The organism is Pseudomonas sp. 24 E 13 (assembly GCF_900004715.1).
Taxonomy (GTDB): Bacteria; Pseudomonadota; Gammaproteobacteria; order Pseudomonadales; family Pseudomonadaceae; genus Aquipseudomonas; species Aquipseudomonas orientalis_A.
The window spans coordinates 1-17,222 of sequence record NZ_CVTO01000136.1 but is presented as its reverse complement, the minus strand read 5'-3'; the positions used below and the strand labels follow the sequence as shown (position 1 = coordinate 17,222).

Here is a 17,222-nt window from a genome sequence, read left to right as displayed (position 1 = left end):
TTAGTGTCTTTAACAGGCCTTGGCAGCAAACTCTCTATGAAGATGGAGCAAGAAAGGAGTTATTTAACTACGTCGGCAAAGTAAGATTGCGAGTTTTGAAGATATATTTTAGGAATGTTCAGGTCGCCGTACTTTTCTGAGTGCTTGCCTACATAAGCGCCCCGGTTTTCTTTTGGACCAAATGCTTGAAAAGTTTTTTCGTAGGCCGCTCTATCTTTGAGTATTGTGATATGAATTAACGGCTCACCTAATTTCGTAGGAATCAGGTTGATGGACTCAGTCGTTTTCTTGTCATTGCTGCCATGCGCTTTGAAGTTCGCCGCTTGCTCTTTAGTGAAAGATTCAAGAAATTCCTGCTCCATGCCTTTGGGGGGATTGAACACTATCACTACAGCTTTCTGCGGCGCTAAGGCAGCCTTGGCATCCTCTGCCATGGCTTGGGTAGCATTGATGCTCAGTGCGATTGATATCAGAGACAGCGCTATGCAGCGTTTCATGAAATTCCTTTTTCACTTTTCTGTGATTCGATGGTGGGTGCGTAACCCTATTAAAGTGTTAGCTATACGGGATTACACGAGTCATTAGTTAAAGCCACGGGATTCATAATCGGCAAGTCGTAAGATGTTTCAAAATATGTATTTGTACAAATTTGTTTTTATTGTACAGAGGGTGTGTGACTGTCAATGCGTATGGTTCGCTATTAGTGCAGTTGTAGATGATTTGTTTGTCGGTGGATGTCGCTCTTGACCTTTCGAGACTTCGCGCTATAAATTAATAAGCGGCTTGGTTGGTGCGCCCTGTTGTTGTAGTGCTGTGCTAATATTTAAAACTATGTCTTGTTCCAGGTGGGGTGTAATTACCTCGGCTCTTGTCTATGCGACTACTGCGTGGTTGTGGCGCCAGGAGCTGTAGATTTCGCTGTTTGTAGTATTAATGGTTTAATCAATATACAAGGGTGTGATGGAGTGGTATTGAATCGAGGATTGATGTTTATGCTGTTTTTTCTCTGGGCGACTATGGCCGCAGCGCAAGAGAACGTCATCGGAATCATGGCGAGCAATGGCTGCGTTAATTGTCATGGGTATGAGGGGCGAGGCGGGACTATTGGTACCATTCCTTCGTTACAAGGGCGCTCAAAGGAATTTCTCCGTACAGCGATGCTAGATTACAAGCACAATGTCTCGCGCGGTACGGTAATGAACCGAATCATGAAAGATGTGGATGACAGGAAGATTGAAGTGTTGGCAGAGTACTTCAGTGGCATAAAGTAAATGATCGCCCGTGGTCGGTAGCTTGTTTAATAATATCTGCTCACGCTACACCTGTACCCATAAGCCATTCTCATCTTCCGTGCTGGGCAATGTGATTAAACGTTGGCCAGCACAGGGACCGGAAACGCATTCGCCAGTTTCTATCAAAAATAGCGCACCGTGGGTTGCACACTGGATCAAGCTGGCGCTTTTGTCGAGAAATTGATCGGGTTCCCATTCCAGTGATACGCGACGATGTGGGCAGCGATTGACGTAAAAGTAGGCAGTACCCTCCCGGCGTACGCCAAACAGCTTTTGGCCATCAATTTCGAAACCGCGGCTGGCATTTTGCGCGAGCGCATCGGATGGGCAAACAAACTTCATATTTAGCCTCTTTTACTACCGGTCAGGCCTTACAGCTGCTCGTTGCGAAGGATGTCGCTTGACGTGAAAATGCAAACAATTATCAAATGCCGTTTCGCCCGTCAGCTGGTCGGGTGCTCATTACGATGCCGGGCAGGCTGTATCTGTCACATTGATGAGTGCATGAGCGGCTCTGCCTTGAAAGGAAACCCTGTTATGCGCCTGAGTGCCAGCGTTATTGCGCTTGTTGCCGGATTGCTGGTCAGCCAAGCGGTCCAAGCCTCGGAGCTGCCGCAACGCTGGGTCAGCGCCGGTGGCGCGTTATCGGAGTGGGTGACGGCATTGGGGGGCGAGTCGAAACTGGTCGGCGTGGACACGACAAGCCAGCATCCGGCGTCACTCAAGGCATTGCCAAGTATCGGTTATCAGCGCCAATTGTCGGCCGAAGGCATTCTCAGTCTGCGCCCGCAACTGCTGGTGGGTACCGAGGAAATGGGGCCACCACCGGTGCTGGCGCAAATCCGCAGCGCCGGGGTGCAGGTAGAAATGTTCTCGGCACAGCCGGATTTGGCCAGCCTGAAAACCAACCTGGCGCATTTGGGTAAGCTGCTGGACAGCGAGGCCAGGGCCAACCAATTGTTCAGCGGCTATGAGCAGGCCCTGGACCGACAGAAAGCCTGGGTGGCCAAGGCCCAGGTGACGCAAAAAGCACCGGGCGTGTTGATGTTGCTCGGGCACGCCGGCGGCAAGCCGTTGATCGCCGGTCAGGACACCGCTGCTGACTGGATAGTGCAGCAGGCCGGCGGCCATAACCTGGCGACTCACAGTGGTTACAAACTGTTCTCGGTGGAGTCGCTGGCCGGGTTGAGTCCCGATGTGCTGGTATTTGCTGATCGGGCACTCAGCGGTGAAGCGGCCCGTGTGGCGTTGTTCAAGGAAAATCCTATCCTCGCGTCCACGCCGGCGGCCAAGAGCGGTCGGGTGATTGAATTGGACCCGACGCTGCTGGTGGGCGGGCTCGGGCCACGCTTGCCGCAGAGCCTGGCGCAGTTGTCGGCCGGGTTTTACCCGTCCAGCGCGCAACCCGCCCCATGACAACATTGGTTAAACCGAAAACGCTGTTTATCGGGCTGGCGCTGTTGTCTCTGTTGGCGATCTGGCTCTCATTGGCCCTGGGCCCGGTCAGCCTGCCGTTGTTCGACACACTCAGGGCCGCATTGCGATTGATGGGGATGCCGATCAATGCCCAGGGGCTCGAACAGGCCGAGTTGATCCTGGGGCAGATTCGTTTGCCGCGCACGTTACTGGGCCTGGCCGTCGGGGGTGTGCTCGCATTGTCGGGCGTGGCGATGCAGGGGTTGTTTCGCAACCCGCTGGCCGATCCTGGCTTGGTGGGCGTGTCCAGTGGTGCGGCATTGGGGGCGGCGGTGGCCATTGTCGCAGGCTCGTTTTTTGGCGGGCTGCCGGACGCGGTCGGGCCGTATCTATTATCGATCTGCGCGTTTCTGGGCGGCCTGGGCGTCACCGCGCTGGTGTATCGATTGGGACGGCGCAACGGCCAGACCAACGTCGCGACGATGCTGCTTGCCGGCATTGCGCTGACGGCGCTTGCCGGTTCCACGGTGGGGCTGTTTACCTACCTGGCAGACGACGCCACCTTGCGTACCCTGACGTTCTGGAACCTGGGCAGCCTCAACGGTGCCAGCTATTCGCGATTATGGCCGTTGCTGCTGGTCAGTGCGGGCGTGGCGCTGTGGCTGCCGCGCCGGGCGAAGGCCTTGAATGCGCTGTTGCTGGGTGAGTCCGAGGCCAGTCATCTGGGTATCGATGTTGAAAAGCTCAAGCGTGAACTGGTGTTCTGTACGGCGTTGGGCGTCGGCGCAGCGGTGGCTGCGGCGGGCATGATCGGCTTTGTCGGATTGGTGGTGCCGCATCTGGTGCGGTTGCTGGCAGGCCCGGATCACCGGGTGTTGCTGCCGGCTTCGGTGCTGGCGGGCGCGAGTTTGCTGCTGTTTGCCGATCTGGTGGCGCGCCTGGCGTTGGCGCCGGCGGAATTGCCGATCGGTATCGTCACCGCGTTTATCGGCGCGCCTTTTTTTCTCTATTTATTGTTGCGGGGGCGCGCCTGATGCTGCGGGTGGAAGCGTTGCACATCCGTCGCGCAGGCAAGACCGTGTTGGCGGATGTGACCCTTGACCTGCTGCCGGGCCAAGTGCTGGGCGTATTGGGCCCCAACGGTGCGGGTAAAAGCACCTTGTTGAGTGCGCTGTGCGGTGAATTGTTGCCTGATCAGGGCAAAGTCTGGCTGGGTGCGCAGGAATTGAAGCGTTTGAGCGGCGCGCAACGCGCTCAACGCCTGGCAGTGCTGCCCCAGACCTCCACCCTGGATTTCGCTTTCCGTGTCGAGGAAGTGGTAGGCATGGGACGTTTGCCCCATCAGACCGGTCGCGTACGTGATGAGGAGATTATCCGCGCGGCGCTGCATGCGGCAGATGCAGGGCACCTGAGCGGTCGCAGTTACCTGGCCTTGTCGGGCGGGGAGCGTCAGCGGGTGCACCTGGCCCGAGTATTGGCGCAATTATGGCCGGGCGAGGCGGGGCAGACGTTGTTGCTGGATGAGCCGACATCGATGCTCGATCCGTTGCATCAGCATACGACCTTGCAGGCCATCCGCAGCTTTGCCGACCGTGGCGCAGCGGTGCTGGTGATCCTGCATGACCTGAACCTGGCGGCGCGTTACTGTGATCGTATCCTGCTGCTGGAAGGTGGGCGCCCGCATGCCCTGGACACGCCGGCACAGGTGCTGCGGCCCGAGCCGCTCAAGGCGGTGTTTGGTCTGGATGTGTTGGTGCAGTTGCATCCGGAACGTGGTCATCCGTTGATCATCGCGCGCTGAGCACAGGGTTTTCCAGGCAAAAAAAGACCCGGCAAGAGCCGGGTCAAATAACCGTGATTAGCCTGATGAGGAGATAATCTGAGAGTCCGAACCAATGGTCTTTCAGTTATCGGCTGATCTCGCGACCAGTTGTGATAATCATAACGATTCTCATTTGAGAGTCAACAGTTGTTTTATCCATTCCCGTATTTTTCTCCAACTGCCCCTGCGCAGACCTAAATCTTCTTGCGCGTCGAGAGCGCATCGAACTGACGGTTCAACGCTTCTTTGCGTTCTGCGGGAATGTCGTTCCAATGCACATCCATCAATGCGCCTTCAATGGCATACAGCAGGACTTTCGATGCTCGGAACCCGCGAGTGCGCACGGCGCGGTAGGCGTCGACCGCCCCCAGGCGGCGTAAGTCGGATGCGCTGTGGATGCCCACCGCATGCAGCCATTGCGCCGACGTCTTGCCAAGATTTTTCAGGTGCTGCAGCTCATCGTTCATCAAGCCTCCTTGCGACGGCCGAAGGGTGCGGTGGGTATCGTGACCAGGCAAGCCTGAAAATGAGTGTAGCGCTCAGTAGGAAAAGTGTGATTTTTTGCTTGGGAACGGCTCAAAAGCTTATAAGAACGCCGCCATATCTCAGGCAGGGTAAAGCGCCCGGCACGCCTGTCGCGCGGCCGGGAGCCGAAGTCTTGAGGTTATTTGGTGCGGTAACGCAGGCGTGTGCCGAAATTGACCGACATCAGGATCTCGTCAGCCGTCAGGTCGGAGGAGAAGTAAGTGCCGGAAATCTGCGCGTGGGCCAGGCTGGCGCCTTCCAGTGAACATTCACGTAAATCCAGCCCGCGCAGGTCGGCGGAGCGGAAGTAGGCGTCGGTGAAGTCGATACCTGCGGTGTTCAGTTCGCGCAGGTCCAACCCTCGGAAGTCGCCGCCACGCATGTCGATAACCCCGTCACCGGGGCGTTCCTGATTGAAGCCGCGGATGTCGTCCTTGTGCAGGAGCGCGTAGAGCGGGGTATCAAGAAGCTTGGGATGACTCATGACGGCGACTCCTGTTGGTATTATGGCGCCATTATAGTGCCACTATCGCAGAGTCGTGCGCCAACGTGGCGACACGACCAAGAAATATTTCTTACAGGCCGGGCAAGCGCTGACGAATATGCGCAACCAACGCATCGAGGGTCCCGCTTTCGTTGGTCTCGACGCGCTTGCTCAACAGCAGCTCCTGCGCTGTCAGCGGGTCACGATTGGCTTGCTGCTGTTCGATAACCACCAACGTTGCGTCGGACGGATCGTTTTTATCTGCCTGACGTTGTGCCAGCCAACTGGCGATGACGGCCTGGGGCGCATTGCAATCCAGAATCAGGAACGGAGCCCCGGTGGCTTCGGCAACCCGGGCCGCCGCGTCGCGTTGTTCGCGTTTGAGGAAGGTGGCATCCAGCACCACCGGGAAACCGGCGCGAAGTACGGTGTCGGCAATTTCGTTCAGCTGCGTATACGTCGCAGCACTGGCGTCATGGTTATAGATGCCGGCCTGCGGTGTATTTTCCACAGGCTGCTCGCCAAACAGGCGCTTGCGCTCCACGTCCGAGCGCAGGCGAACAGCGCCTAATGCCTCGACCAGGCGCAGGGCGACATGGCTTTTGCCCACGGCCGAAACACCATGGGTGATTGCCAGGAAGCGCGAGGGAATCGTGCTGTAGCTTTCAGCCAGATTGGCGTAGTTGCGGTACTGGCGCAGGGTAGTGGCGCGTTGTACCGGGTCGGCTTCGCTCGGCATGCTGAACAGCGCAACTTTGGCCCGGACCAGAGCACGATACGCCTTGTAGAAATTGAGCAGCTCCAGGCCCTGATAATCCCCGGTCAGCTCCAGGTACTGGCTGATGAATCGTCGCGCCAGGCATTTGAGGCCACGGTCTTCCAGGTCCATCGCCAGGAACGCGGTGTCGGCGTACACGTCGGTAAAGCGGAACGGCTCGTTGAACTCGATGCAGTCGAAGATCACCACATGGCCGTCGATCAGCGTGGCGTTGCCCAGGTGAATGTCACCATGGCATTCGCGGGTGAATCCATTGAGCTTGCGCTGTTGCAGCAGCGGCTTGAGGCGTTCGAAGCTGCTTTCGGCCCAGGCTTGCAGGGCTTCCAGTTGAGTCAGGTCGGCCTTGTCACTGAGGAATGGGCGGATCTGTTCGAAGTTCTGGCGTACCGGTGCCATCACTTCATCCGGGGTGCCGGCGGGGTGTTCCTGTGGGACTTTGGGGGCGTTGATGTGGAAGTGCGCAATCTGCCTGGCCATTTCGTCAATGTGCGCGCTGGTCAGTTCGCCGTTGGCTTGCAAGGTGCTCAGCATCTGGCTCTGCGGGAACTGGCGCATTTTCAGCGCGTATTCGATGACCGGGCCGTCGCCAGCCAGTTGCGGTGCGTCGGCAGTGCCGGTAATTGGCAACACTTCAAGATACAAATCTTCGGTCAGGCGCTGGTTGAGGCGCAGTTCTTCGTTGCAGAAGTGGCCGCGTTTTTCCAGATCGGTGAAGTCCAGGAACCCGAAGTTCATCGGTTTCTTCAGTTTATAAGCGTAAGGACCGGTCAGGATTACCCAGGAAATATGGGTTTCAATAACGTGAAATGCTTCCACCGGATGCGGGTACAACGCCGGGTTTTGCAGGGCTGCGATCAGGGACTGGCTCACGGGCGATCCTTCAAAGTCTGGGAGAAATCATGGCAGGCATTATGGCCGCTACGGGCGGTCGTGCAAACCGCTGTCCGGCTCATGTTGATCATCAATAAAGTGCGTATAATCCGCCGCCATGACTCGAACCCGATCTCCCCGTTCCCGTAAAAAACCTCCTTCGCGCAGCCTGCGCCCGTGGCTGGGCTGGGCGCTCAAGCTCGGCCTGGTTGGCCTTGTGGCGCTCGCCGGCGTTGCGGTGTATCTCGACGCCGTGGTCCAGGAGAAGTTCTCCGGCAAGCGCTGGACCATCCCGGCCAAGGTGTATGCACGCCCGCTGGAATTGTTCGCCGGCCAGAAACTGAGCAAGGACGACTTTCTCACCGAACTCGATGCGCTGGGCTATCGACGCGAGCCCGTGAGCAACGGCCCGGGCGCGGCGGCGGTCAGCGGCAATACCGTCGACCTGAACACCCGTGGCTTCCGGTTCTACGAAGGCCTGGAAAAAGCCCAGCCGGTACGCGTGCGCTTTTCCGGCGATTACGTGGCCGAGCTGTCGTCGCTCAACGGCGCCAAGCTGCCGGTGGTGCGTCTTGAACCGCTGATGATTGGCGGCATCTACCCGAAGAACCTTGAAGACCGCATCCTGATCAAGCTCGATCAGGCGCCTCCGTATCTGCTGGAAACCCTGGTCGCTGTCGAAGACCGCGACTTCTATAGTCACTGGGGCGTTTCGCCGAAGTCGATTGCCCGCGCGGTTTGGGTCAATACCTCCGGCGGCAGGATGACCCAGGGCGGCAGTACGCTCACCCAGCAGTTGGTGAAGAACTTCTACCTGACCAACGAGCGCAGCCTGACGCGCAAACTCACCGAAGCCATGATGGCCATGCTCCTGGAGTTGCATTACAGCAAGCAGGAAATCCTCGAGGCGTACCTCAACGAGGTCTTCGTCGGCCAGGATGGTCAGCGCGCGGTGCATGGCTTCGGCCTGGCCAGCCAGTTTTTCTTCGGGCAGCCGCTGTCCGAATTGAAGTTGCATCAGGTTGCCTTGCTGGTGGGGATGGTGAAGGGGCCGTCCTATTACAACCCGCGGCGCAACCCGGAGCGTGCGCTTGAGCGCCGTAACCTGGTGCTCGATGTTCTGGAACAGCAGGGCGTTGCCACTGCCGAACAGGTCGCCGCCGCGAAGAAAATGCCGCTGGGCGTCACCACCCGCGGCAAGCTGGCGGACAGCTCGTTCCCCGGCTTTATCGACCTGGTCAAACGTCAGTTGCGCGAAGACTACCGCGATGAAGACTTGACCGAAGAAGGCCTACGCATCTTCACCAGCTTTGACCCTATTCTGCAGATGAAGGCCGAGGCGTCGGTCAATGACACCTTCAAACGCCTGACCGGCCGCAAGGGCTCTGATGAAGTCGAGGCCGCCATGGTCGTGACCAACCCGGAAACCGGTGAAGTCCAGGCCATGATCGGCAGCCGCCAGGCCAGTTTCGCCGGTTTCAACCGTGCCCTGGATGCCGTGCGGCCGATCGGTTCGCTGGTCAAGCCGGCGGTTTACCTGACCGCCCTGGAAAAGCCGAGCAAGTACACGCTCACCAGTTGGCTGTCGGACGATCCGCTGTCGATCAAAGGCGCCGATGGTCAAGTGTGGACGCCGAAGAACTTCGACCGCCGCTCGCACGGCACCGTGTTTCTGTACCAGGGGCTGGCGCATTCCTACAATATCTCGACGTCGCGCCTGGGGCTCGAAGTCGGTGTGCCGAATGTGCTGAAGACGCTGGCGCGATTGGGCATAGAACGGGAGTTCCCGGCGTTCCCGTCAATGCTGCTGGGGGCGGCAGCCATGAGTCCGATGGAAGTGGCCACCATGTACCAGACCCTGGCCAACGGTGGATTCAATACCCCGATGCGCGGTATTCGCAGTGTGCTGACCGCCGAGGGCGAGCCGCTCAAGCGCTACCCGTTCCAGATCCAGCAGCGTTTCGACGCGGGCTCCATCTACTTGATCCAGAACGCCATGCAACGCGTGATGCGTGAAGGTACCGGGCGCTCGGTCTATAGCGTGCTGCCGTCGAACCTGACGCTGGCGGGCAAGACCGGCACCAGTAACGACTCGCGCGACAGTTGGTTCGCAGGTTTCGGCCAGGACGTACTGGCCGTGGTGTGGCTGGGCCGTGACGACAATGGCAAGACGCCGTTCACCGGTGCGACCGGTGCGCTGCAGGTCTGGACCAGCTTCATGCGTAAAGCTGACCCGTTGCCGCTCAACATGCCGCAGCCTGACAATATCGTGCAGGCCTGGATTGATCCGCACACAGGTCAGGGTTCCGACGCCAACTGCCCGGGGGCGGTGCAGATGCCGTATATTCGCGGCAGCGAGCCACCACCCGGTGCCGCCTGCGGGGGCAGTGCCCCGGCTGATGCGGAGTCGGTGATGGATTGGGTCAAGGGCTGGATGAATTAAGCAAAGAGGGTTTCAAGTGAACAAGTTGTGGATTCCAGCGATTACAGTTCTGGCTTTGCTCGGCGGTTGCTCCAGCGTGCAACGCGGCTCTATTCCGGTGGTGGACGCGAGTACGGGCGTCTCCAATAGCGAGCGGATTTCGGCCAAGGGCGGGTTTCGTCAAACCGTGACCAACCGTCCGGCACAGGCCAAGCCGCAGGCAATGCCGCAGGACTCGGGCGTGGTGGTAATGGTGCCTGGCAGTGGTGCTGCTACCGCAGCCCCGATCAGCGCCGAACCCTGGACCCCGGGGCCAAGCACTTCGGGTCCGGTCGACGCCACGCCGATCCAGACCGCGCCGGTCAACCAGGGCACGTACAACATGCCGTCGACGCCGAGCGGCATTCCTTCGTCATCCAGTGCGGGCGGCCTGTCCGCTGACGAGCAACTGGATGGCCCGGTATTGGCGCTGCTCACCACCGCCCAGCAACAGCAGGCCGGTGGCGACCTCAATGGCGCTTCGTCGAGCCTGGAGCGTGCCCAGCGCGTTGCGCCTCGCGAACCGCAAGTGCTCTACCGCCTGGCCCAGGTGCGCATGGCCCAGGGTGATGCACCGCAAGCCGAGCAGTTCGCTCGCCGTGGTTTGAGCATGGCCAACGGTCGTCCGGACCTGCAAGCCAGCCTGTGGGCGTTGATCGGCGACGCGCGTGCCGCCCAGGGTGACGCCGCCGGCGCTGCCCAGGCTCGGGCGAAAGCCAAGGTCAATCTCTGATGGATGAACGTTTTCCGGCGATTGCCGAACAGTTGTTGCTGATCGAGCGAGAGCTGCGCGTGCAGGGCTGGTGGGACGAGGTGTCCCCCAGCGCCGAAGCGCTCGGCAGCGCCGAGCCGTTTTCGGTCGATACATTGGATTTCCACCAGTGGCTGCAATGGATTTTCCTGGTCCGTATGAAGCAGATCCTCGAACAGGACCTGCCTTTGCCCAATGCTTCCGGGATTCTGGAGATGGCCGAGATGGTCTACGCCGACCGTCCTCGGGAGAGCCTTGGCTTGCGCAATGCGCTGAAAAAGTTCGACCAATTGATCGCTGACGCTCGTTAATTGCCTGACTGCCGGTTTTTCCGGCAGTCTTGCGCATATTTCTACCGCTTGACGACATTCAGGCGAGTTTTATCCCTCCTCAAAGCCCTTTCTCCTACGTTCTCATGCGCTTAGTTGGAAAAAAGCGCAATTATTGCTTGACTTGAAGGGCCTGAAACAGAAGAATCCAAAGTCCGCTGTATCGGGACTGCCAGAAGCAGGCCCGCTCAGCAGATCATGAGGCGCACATCCGCGCCGACCTGTAACACCCGCAACGCGTTACCTCGCGCTGGGTGGGAAAAGCCCGCAACACTTGGGACGATCCCAATACTTGCTCAGTCAGTGCTGACGTAGTCGGCGACCACCGTCGCTCATGCTCTGTTGAGAAGTAAACCTATTAAGACCCGTCGGTTTTCAACGGACGGTATTCTGGCGTTTTAGAGGTGAACAACGTGGAGCTTTTATCTGGCGGTGAGATGCTCGTCCGCTTTTTGCGTGACGAAGGCGTCGACTATATCTACGGGTACCCGGGTGGTGCTCTGCTGCATGTCTACGACGCACTGTTCAAGGAACCGGCTGTTACCCACATCCTGGTTCGCCACGAACAGGCCGCGACCCATATGGCTGACGGCTACGCCCGTGCCACCGGTAAAGCCGGCGTGGTACTGGTCACGTCCGGCCCGGGTGCAACCAATGCCATAACCGGCATCGCGACTGCCTATATGGACTCCATTCCGATGGTGATCATTTCCGGCCAGGTCGCCAGCACCATGGTCGGCACCGACGCGTTCCAGGAAACCGACATGATCGGTATCTCCCGGCCGATCGTGAAACACAGTTTCATGATCAAGCACGCGTCGGAAATTCCGGAAGTCATGAAAAAGGCGTTCTACCTCGCACAATCCGGTCGCCCGGGTCCTGTCGTGGTGGATATTCCCAAGGACATGACCAACCCGGCCGAGAAATTCGAATACATCTTCCCGAAGAAAGCCAAGCTGCGCTCCTACAGCCCGGCTGTGCGCGGGCACTCGGGGCAAATCCGCAAGGCTGCCGAAATGCTCCTGGCGGCCAAGCGCCCGGTGCTGTACTCCGGTGGTGGCGTGATTCTGGGGGGCGGTTCCGCACCGCTGACCGAATTGGCCAAGCTGCTTAACCTGCCGGTGACCAATACCTTGATGGGCCTCGGCGCATTCCCGGGTTCGGACCGTCAGTTCGTCGGCATGCTCGGCATGCACGGCAGCTACACCGCCAACCTGACCATGCACCACGCCGATGTGATCCTGGCCGTGGGCGCACGTTTCGATGACCGCGTGATCAACGGCGCGAGCAAGTTTTGCCCGAATGCCAAGATCATCCATATCGACATCGACCCGGCGTCCATTTCCAAGACCATCAAGGCGGACGTGCCGATCGTGGGTCCTGTTGAAAGCGTCTTGACTGAAATGGTCGCTGCGCTCAAGGACATCGGCGAAACGCCGAACAAGGAGTCCGTTGCCAGCTGGTGGAAGCAGATCGACGAATGGCGCGGCGACCGCGGCCTGTTCCCTTACGACAAGGGCGACGGCAGCATCATCAAGCCTCAAACCGTGATCGAGACCCTGTGCGAAGTGACCAAGGGCGATGCCTTTGTGACCTCCGACGTGGGCCAGCACCAGATGTTCGCCGCGCAGTACTACACATTCGACAAGCCTAACCGTTGGATCAACTCCGGTGGCCTGGGCACGATGGGCTTCGGTTTCCCTGCGGCCATGGGTGTGAAACTGAGCTTTCCGGAGGCTGACGTTGCCTGTGTCACCGGTGAAGGCAGTATCCAGATGAACATCCAGGAACTGTCGACGTGCCTGCAGTACGGTCTTCCCGTGAAGATAGTCTGCCTGAACAACGGCGTGCTGGGCATGGTTCGTCAGTGGCAGGACATGAGCTACGGCAGCCGTCACTCCCATTCCTACATGGAATCGTTGCCCGATTTCGTCAAATTGGTTGAAGCCTATGGCCACGTCGGCATGCGCATCACCGATTTGAAAGATCTGAAGCCGAAGATGGAAGAGGCGTTCGCCATGAAGGATCGCCTGGTGTTCATCGATATTCAGGTGGATACCAGCGAGCACGTCTACCCGATGCAGATCAAAGACGGCTCTATGCGCGACATGTGGCTGAACAAGACGGAGCGTACTTAATCATGCGGCACATTATCTCCCTGCTTCTGGAGAACGAACCCGGCGCTCTGTCCCGTGTTGTCGGCCTGTTTTCGCAACGCAACTACAACATCGAAAGCCTGACCGTGGCCCCAACCGAAGACCCGACCCTGTCGCGCCTGACGTTGACCACCGTGGGCCACGATGAGGTGATCGAGCAGATCACCAAGAACCTCAACAAGCTGATCGAAGTGGTCAAGCTGGTCGACCTGTCGGAAAGTGCCCACATCGAGCGCGAGCTGATGTTGGTCAAGGTCAAGGCCACGGGCGCCCAGCGTGCCGAGATCAAGCGCACTACCGATATTTATCGCGGGCAGATCGTCGATGTGAGCGCCAGCGTTTATACCGTTCAACTGACCGGTACAAGCGACAAGCTGGACAGCTTCATCCAGTCGATCGGGACGGCCTCGATTCTGGAAACCGTACGCAGTGGTGTCACCGGGATTGCCCGTGGCGACAAAGTACTCAGCATCTAACCCAATTAGCGAATGGCCTTACGGCCTGGATATATAGAGGAACCTCATGAAAGTTTATTACGATAAAGATTGTGACCTGTCGATCATCCAGGGCAAGAAAGTCGCCATCATCGGTTACGGCTCCCAGGGCCATGCTCAAGCGTGCAACCTGAAAGATTCCGGCGTTGACGTGACCGTTGGCCTGCGCAAAGGCTCGGCTACCGTTGCCAAGGCTGAAGCCCACGGCCTGAAAGTGACTGACGTGGCTTCCGCTGTTGCGGCCGCCGACCTGGTCATGATCCTGACCCCGGACGAATTCCAGTCCGCGCTGTACAAGAATGAAATCGAGCCGAACATCAAGAAGGGCGCCACCCTGGCCTTCTCCCACGGCTTCGCGATCCACTACAACCAGGTTGTGCCGCGCGCTGACCTCGACGTGATCATGATCGCGCCAAAGGCTCCAGGCCACACCGTACGTTCCGAGTTCGTCAAGGGCGGCGGTATTCCTGACCTGATCGCGATCTACCAGGATGCTTCGGGCAACGCGAAGAACGTTGCGCTGTCCTACGCGGCCGGTGTTGGCGGCGGTCGTACCGGCATCATCGAAACCACCTTCAAGGACGAGACTGAAACCGACCTGTTCGGCGAACAAGCCGTACTGTGCGGTGGTACCGTTGAGCTGGTGAAAGCCGGTTTCGAAACCCTGGTTGAAGCGGGCTACGCGCCGGAAATGGCCTACTTCGAATGCCTGCACGAACTTAAGCTGATCGTTGACCTCATGTACGAAGGCGGTATCGCCAACATGAACTACTCGATCTCCAACAACGCCGAATACGGCGAGTACGTGACCGGCCCGGAAGTGATCAACGCCGAGTCCCGTCAGGCCATGCGCAACGCCCTGAAACGTATTCAGGACGGCGAATACGCCAAAATGTTCATCAGCGAAGGCGCCACCGGCTACCCTTCGATGACCGCCAAGCGTCGTAACAACGCCGCCCACGGTATCGAAGTCATCGGCGAGCAACTGCGCTCCATGATGCCGTGGATCGGTGCCAACAAGATCGTCGACAAAGCCAAGAACTAAGTCGTACGTATCAAGGGAAAACGCGGCTTAGGCCGCGTTTTTTCGTTTGGGTAAGCGGGTTCTGGTATAAAGCTGCATCGTTTGCGGGCGAACACTCGCCGCAAGTATCTGTCGAATTTTTTTCACACCGTTGCAAGGTAAAGTCCATGAGCGAACGTCCCGAAGAGCCAAACCAGGCTTCCGACGCCGAAAGCATGCTGCCGATCGATGAACATGTCGAAGAAGGGCATGACGCGGAAGGCCGCAAGGTCCGGCATCGTGGCATCTATCTGCTGCCCAACCTGTTTACGACGGCGAACCTGTTTGCCGGCTTTTATTCCATCATCAACTCGATGAGCGCCCAGAGCGCGTTGGCGGCAGGTGATGCCGTGAGTGCCAGCAAGTACTTCGGTTTTGCTGCCATCGCCATTTTCGTCGCCATGGTGCTTGATGGCCTGGATGGTCGTGTGGCGCGCATGACCAATACCCAAAGCGCCTTCGGTGCCGAGTACGACTCTTTGTCGGACATGGTCGCCTTCGGTGTTGCCCCTGCGTTGCTGGCGTTTGCCTGGGCGCTGGGTGATATGGGCAAGGTCGGCTGGATGGTTGCCTTCATCTATGTTGCAGGTGCGGCGTTGCGTCTTGCGCGCTTCAACACTCAGGTAGGTACTGCCGACAAGCGTTACTTCATTGGCCTGGCCAGTCCTGCTGCCGCGGGCGTGGTGGCGGGTATCGTCTGGGCGTTCAGTGATTACGGCATTCAGGGTTCGAAGATGTCGTTCCTGGTAGCGCTGATGGTTGCTGCGGCCGGCATGTTGATGGTCAGCAACATCAAGTACAACAGCTTCAAGGAGCTGGACCTCAAGGGGCGTGTACCTTTCGTAGCGATTCTTGTTGTGGTGCTGGTGTTTGCGGTGGTGTTCAGCGATCCGCCGCGCATTCTATTGTTGGCCTTCCTGGTCTACGCCGCTTCTGGGCCGGTCCAGTACCTGCTGCATCTTCGTCGGGACAAAACATTGCCTTAATGTAATTTCCCCCATACTCCGCAGTCTATTGGTGCACCTGTCCTCCAATGCTGCGGAGTTGCCATGTTAATCAAATTGCCCAAAGCGTCCGATTGCCACGAATCGGATGTCACCCCTGAATCCTTCTATCTCTCTCGCCGCAGCTTGCTCGGTGGCGCGCTCGCCGGTATTGCCGCCAGCAGCTTGCCTCGTTGGGCCAGTGCAGAGGAGGCCGCACGCTATGCCGACGTCGAGCCGGGCAGGGCGCCTGACTGGTTTGCGCAAAAGCTCCCCGGCACCAAGTGGCAGGCAGTGACCGTCAAGGACGAGGCCATCACGCCGTTCAAGGACGCAACCCACTACAACAACTTCTATGAATTTGGCACGGACAAGGGCGACCCGGCGGCAAATGCCGGTTCACTCAAGACCGAACCGTGGAGCGTTGTGATTGATGGTGAGGTGGCCAAGCCTGGGCGCTACGCACTTGAAGACTTCATGAAGCCTTACCAGTTGGAAGAGCGCATCTATCGTCTGCGGTGCGTTGAGGCGTGGTCGATGGTTATTCCCTGGATCGGCTTCCCCATTTCCGCCTTGCTCAAGCAGGTTGAGCCCACCTCCAAAGCGAAGTTCATCCGCTTTGAAACGCTGCAGGATCCGAAGAGCATGCCGGGTCAGCGCTCCAGTTTCGGCTTGATCGACTGGCCTTATATAGAAGGGCTGCGCCTGGACGAGGCAATGAATCCATTGGCGATCCTTGCCGTTGGTATGTATGGGCGAGAGTTGCCTAACCAGAACGGTGCACCGTTGCGGTTGGTCGTGCCATGGAAATACGGCTTCAAGAGTGTGAAGTCGATTGTGCGCATCAGCCTTGTCAGCGAACAGCCGAAAACGACCTGGCAGAGTATTGCCGCCGATGAGTATGGCTTCTATGCGAACGTGAACCCGACGGTTGACCATCCGCGCTGGACCCAGGCGCGGGAACGTCGTTTGCCGAGCGGTCTTTTCAGCCCGAACGTGCGCGAGACCCAGATGTTCAATGGCTACTCCGATGAGGTCGCCTCTTTATATACGGGCCTCGACCTGCGGAAGAACTATTGATGCGCTATCCGCTCTGGCGCATTGGCGTTTTTATAGCGGTCGCGGTATGGCCGTTCTTCTGGCTATATGAGGCCTGGAGTTTTGCCCTCGGGCCCGACCCTGGGAAAGTGCTGGTGGATCGCCTCGGCCTGGGCACCTTGATTCTGTTGCTGATCACGCTTGGCATGACTCCGCTTCAGAAACTGAGCGGTTGGGCGGGGTGGATTGCGGTACGCCGGCAACTGGGGTTGTGGTGCTTTGCCTATGTGACGCTGCATTTGGCAGCCTATTGCGTGTTTGTCCTCGGGCTTGACTGGTCTCAGTTGGGCGTGGAATTGCGTAAGCGCCCGTACATCATTGTCGGCACGTTGGGGTTTGTGGGCTTGCTGGTTTTGGCTGCGACCTCCAATCGTTACAGTCAGCGACGGTTGGGGAGCCGCTGGAAGAAACTGCACCGTTTGGTCTATGTGATTCTCGGACTTGGTTTGCTGCATATGCTCTGGATAGTTCGGGCTGATTTGAAGGAGTGGGCTGTCTACGCTTCCATTGGTGCGCTGCTTCTTCTATTGCGGGTGCCGCCGGTGATGCGCCGAATCCCTCGCCTTATTGCTAAAAAACCGTCTTCTGCAACAAAACTGTAATTAGCCCTTGACGGCAGATTCTGTACGCCTATAATTCGCCCCACTTCCGGCGCAGTCGAAACGGAAAACTCCTTGGTAAACAAAGAGTTAAGTAAGTT

At 58.3% G+C, this 17,222-nt stretch carries 18 protein-coding genes; 13 read left to right on the top strand and 5 right to left on the bottom strand.

Annotated features, from left to right (window positions below):
- Nucleotides 1-59: 59 nt before the first annotated feature.
- The gene (locus BFP90_RS17545; RefSeq protein WP_065897577.1) at nucleotides 60-497 is read right to left on the bottom strand and encodes a hypothetical protein; all 438 of its coding nucleotides are present in this window, start codon (nucleotides 495-497) and stop codon (nucleotides 60-62) included.
- Between the two features lie 495 nt (nucleotides 498-992).
- Here BFP90_RS17545 and BFP90_RS17540 point away from each other — a divergent pair, with 495 nt between their 5' ends.
- Nucleotides 993-1,271 carry a c-type cytochrome gene (locus BFP90_RS17540; protein WP_141688979.1) on the top strand — a complete coding sequence of 93 codons (279 nt, stop codon included), beginning with the start codon at nucleotides 993-995 and terminating at the stop codon, nucleotides 1,269-1,271.
- A 45-nt stretch (nucleotides 1,272-1,316) separates the two neighbouring features.
- Here BFP90_RS17540 and BFP90_RS17535 read toward each other — a convergent pair whose 3' ends face one another.
- Nucleotides 1,317-1,634, bottom strand: a complete 318-nt coding sequence (locus tag BFP90_RS17535) for a Rieske (2Fe-2S) protein (RefSeq protein ID WP_065897575.1) — start codon at nucleotides 1,632-1,634, stop codon at nucleotides 1,317-1,319.
- A gap of 195 nt (nucleotides 1,635-1,829) precedes the next feature.
- Between BFP90_RS17535 and BFP90_RS17530 the strand changes: the two genes are divergently transcribed.
- From BFP90_RS17530 to BFP90_RS17520, 3 genes are read left to right on the top strand one after another with little or no spacing between them, the layout of a single operon-like run.
- Entirely contained in the window at nucleotides 1,830-2,708 is an 879-nt protein-coding gene (locus tag BFP90_RS17530; RefSeq protein WP_065892282.1) for a heme/hemin ABC transporter substrate-binding protein, read from the top strand.
- Nucleotides 2,709-2,758: 50 nt separating this feature from the next.
- Nucleotides 2,759-3,742 carry a FecCD family ABC transporter permease gene (locus tag BFP90_RS17525; protein WP_176718052.1) on the top strand — a complete coding sequence of 328 codons (984 nt, stop codon included), beginning with the start codon at nucleotides 2,759-2,761 and terminating at the stop codon, nucleotides 3,740-3,742.
- Entirely contained in the window at nucleotides 3,742-4,509 is a 768-nt protein-coding gene (locus BFP90_RS17520) for a heme ABC transporter ATP-binding protein (RefSeq protein ID WP_065897573.1), read from the top strand. Before BFP90_RS17525 ends, BFP90_RS17520 begins: the two co-directional genes overlap by 1 nt.
- A gap of 215 nt (nucleotides 4,510-4,724) precedes the next feature.
- Here the strand turns inward: BFP90_RS17520 and BFP90_RS17515 are convergent, their stop codons facing one another.
- The 3 genes from BFP90_RS17515 to BFP90_RS17505 all read right to left on the bottom strand — a co-directional run bounded on the left by BFP90_RS17515 (nucleotide 4,725) and on the right by BFP90_RS17505 (nucleotide 7,187).
- A complete protein-coding gene (locus tag BFP90_RS17515; RefSeq protein ID WP_065883985.1) occupies nucleotides 4,725-4,997 on the bottom strand; it encodes a TfoX/Sxy family protein in 273 nt (90 codons plus the stop codon).
- Nucleotides 4,998-5,194: 197 nt separating this feature from the next.
- Nucleotides 5,195-5,539 (bottom strand): pentapeptide repeat-containing protein, encoded by a 345-nt coding sequence (locus tag BFP90_RS17510; protein WP_065883988.1) that lies wholly within the window; start codon nucleotides 5,537-5,539, stop codon nucleotides 5,195-5,197.
- 91 nt (nucleotides 5,540-5,630) lie between these two features.
- A complete protein-coding gene (locus BFP90_RS17505) occupies nucleotides 5,631-7,187 on the bottom strand; it encodes a bifunctional aminoglycoside phosphotransferase/ATP-binding protein (protein WP_065897572.1) in 1,557 nt (518 codons plus the stop codon).
- 118 nt (nucleotides 7,188-7,305) lie between these two features.
- Between BFP90_RS17505 and mrcB the strand changes: the two genes are divergently transcribed.
- The 9 genes from mrcB to msrQ all read left to right on the top strand — a co-directional run bounded on the left by mrcB (nucleotide 7,306) and on the right by msrQ (nucleotide 17,124).
- Nucleotides 7,306-9,630, top strand: coding sequence for a penicillin-binding protein 1B (gene mrcB, locus BFP90_RS17500; RefSeq protein WP_065897571.1), 2,325 nt, complete (start codon nucleotides 7,306-7,308; stop codon nucleotides 9,628-9,630).
- A gap of 16 nt (nucleotides 9,631-9,646) precedes the next feature.
- Nucleotides 9,647-10,381 (top strand): tetratricopeptide repeat protein, encoded by a 735-nt coding sequence (locus BFP90_RS17495; protein ID WP_065883995.1) that lies wholly within the window; start codon nucleotides 9,647-9,649, stop codon nucleotides 10,379-10,381.
- Nucleotides 10,381-10,710, top strand: a complete 330-nt coding sequence (locus BFP90_RS17490; RefSeq protein ID WP_065897570.1) for a YqcC family protein — start codon at nucleotides 10,381-10,383, stop codon at nucleotides 10,708-10,710. Before BFP90_RS17495 ends, BFP90_RS17490 begins: the two co-directional genes overlap by 1 nt.
- A gap of 431 nt (nucleotides 10,711-11,141) precedes the next feature.
- Nucleotides 11,142-12,866, top strand: coding sequence for an acetolactate synthase 3 large subunit (locus tag BFP90_RS17485; RefSeq protein ID WP_065884006.1), 1,725 nt, complete (start codon nucleotides 11,142-11,144; stop codon nucleotides 12,864-12,866).
- Nucleotides 12,867-12,868: 2 nt separating this feature from the next.
- Nucleotides 12,869-13,360: an acetolactate synthase small subunit gene (gene ilvN / locus BFP90_RS17480; RefSeq protein ID WP_003176102.1), complete on the top strand. Its 492-nt coding sequence runs from the start codon at nucleotides 12,869-12,871 to the stop codon at nucleotides 13,358-13,360.
- A 46-nt stretch (nucleotides 13,361-13,406) separates the two neighbouring features.
- Entirely contained in the window at nucleotides 13,407-14,423 is a 1,017-nt protein-coding gene (gene ilvC / locus BFP90_RS17475; protein ID WP_003176099.1) for a ketol-acid reductoisomerase, read from the top strand.
- A 146-nt stretch (nucleotides 14,424-14,569) separates the two neighbouring features.
- Nucleotides 14,570-15,427: a CDP-diacylglycerol--serine O-phosphatidyltransferase gene (pssA, locus tag BFP90_RS17470; protein ID WP_065883999.1), complete on the top strand. Its 858-nt coding sequence runs from the start codon at nucleotides 14,570-14,572 to the stop codon at nucleotides 15,425-15,427.
- Between the two features lie 63 nt (nucleotides 15,428-15,490).
- Nucleotides 15,491-16,504 carry a protein-methionine-sulfoxide reductase catalytic subunit MsrP gene (gene msrP, locus BFP90_RS17465; RefSeq protein ID WP_065897569.1) on the top strand — a complete coding sequence of 338 codons (1,014 nt, stop codon included), beginning with the start codon at nucleotides 15,491-15,493 and terminating at the stop codon, nucleotides 16,502-16,504.
- Nucleotides 16,504-17,124 (top strand): protein-methionine-sulfoxide reductase heme-binding subunit MsrQ, encoded by a 621-nt coding sequence (gene msrQ / locus BFP90_RS17460; protein ID WP_065897568.1) that lies wholly within the window; start codon nucleotides 16,504-16,506, stop codon nucleotides 17,122-17,124. The genes msrP and msrQ overlap by 1 nt, the downstream gene beginning before the upstream one ends.
- Nucleotides 17,125-17,222: the final 98 nt, after the last annotated feature.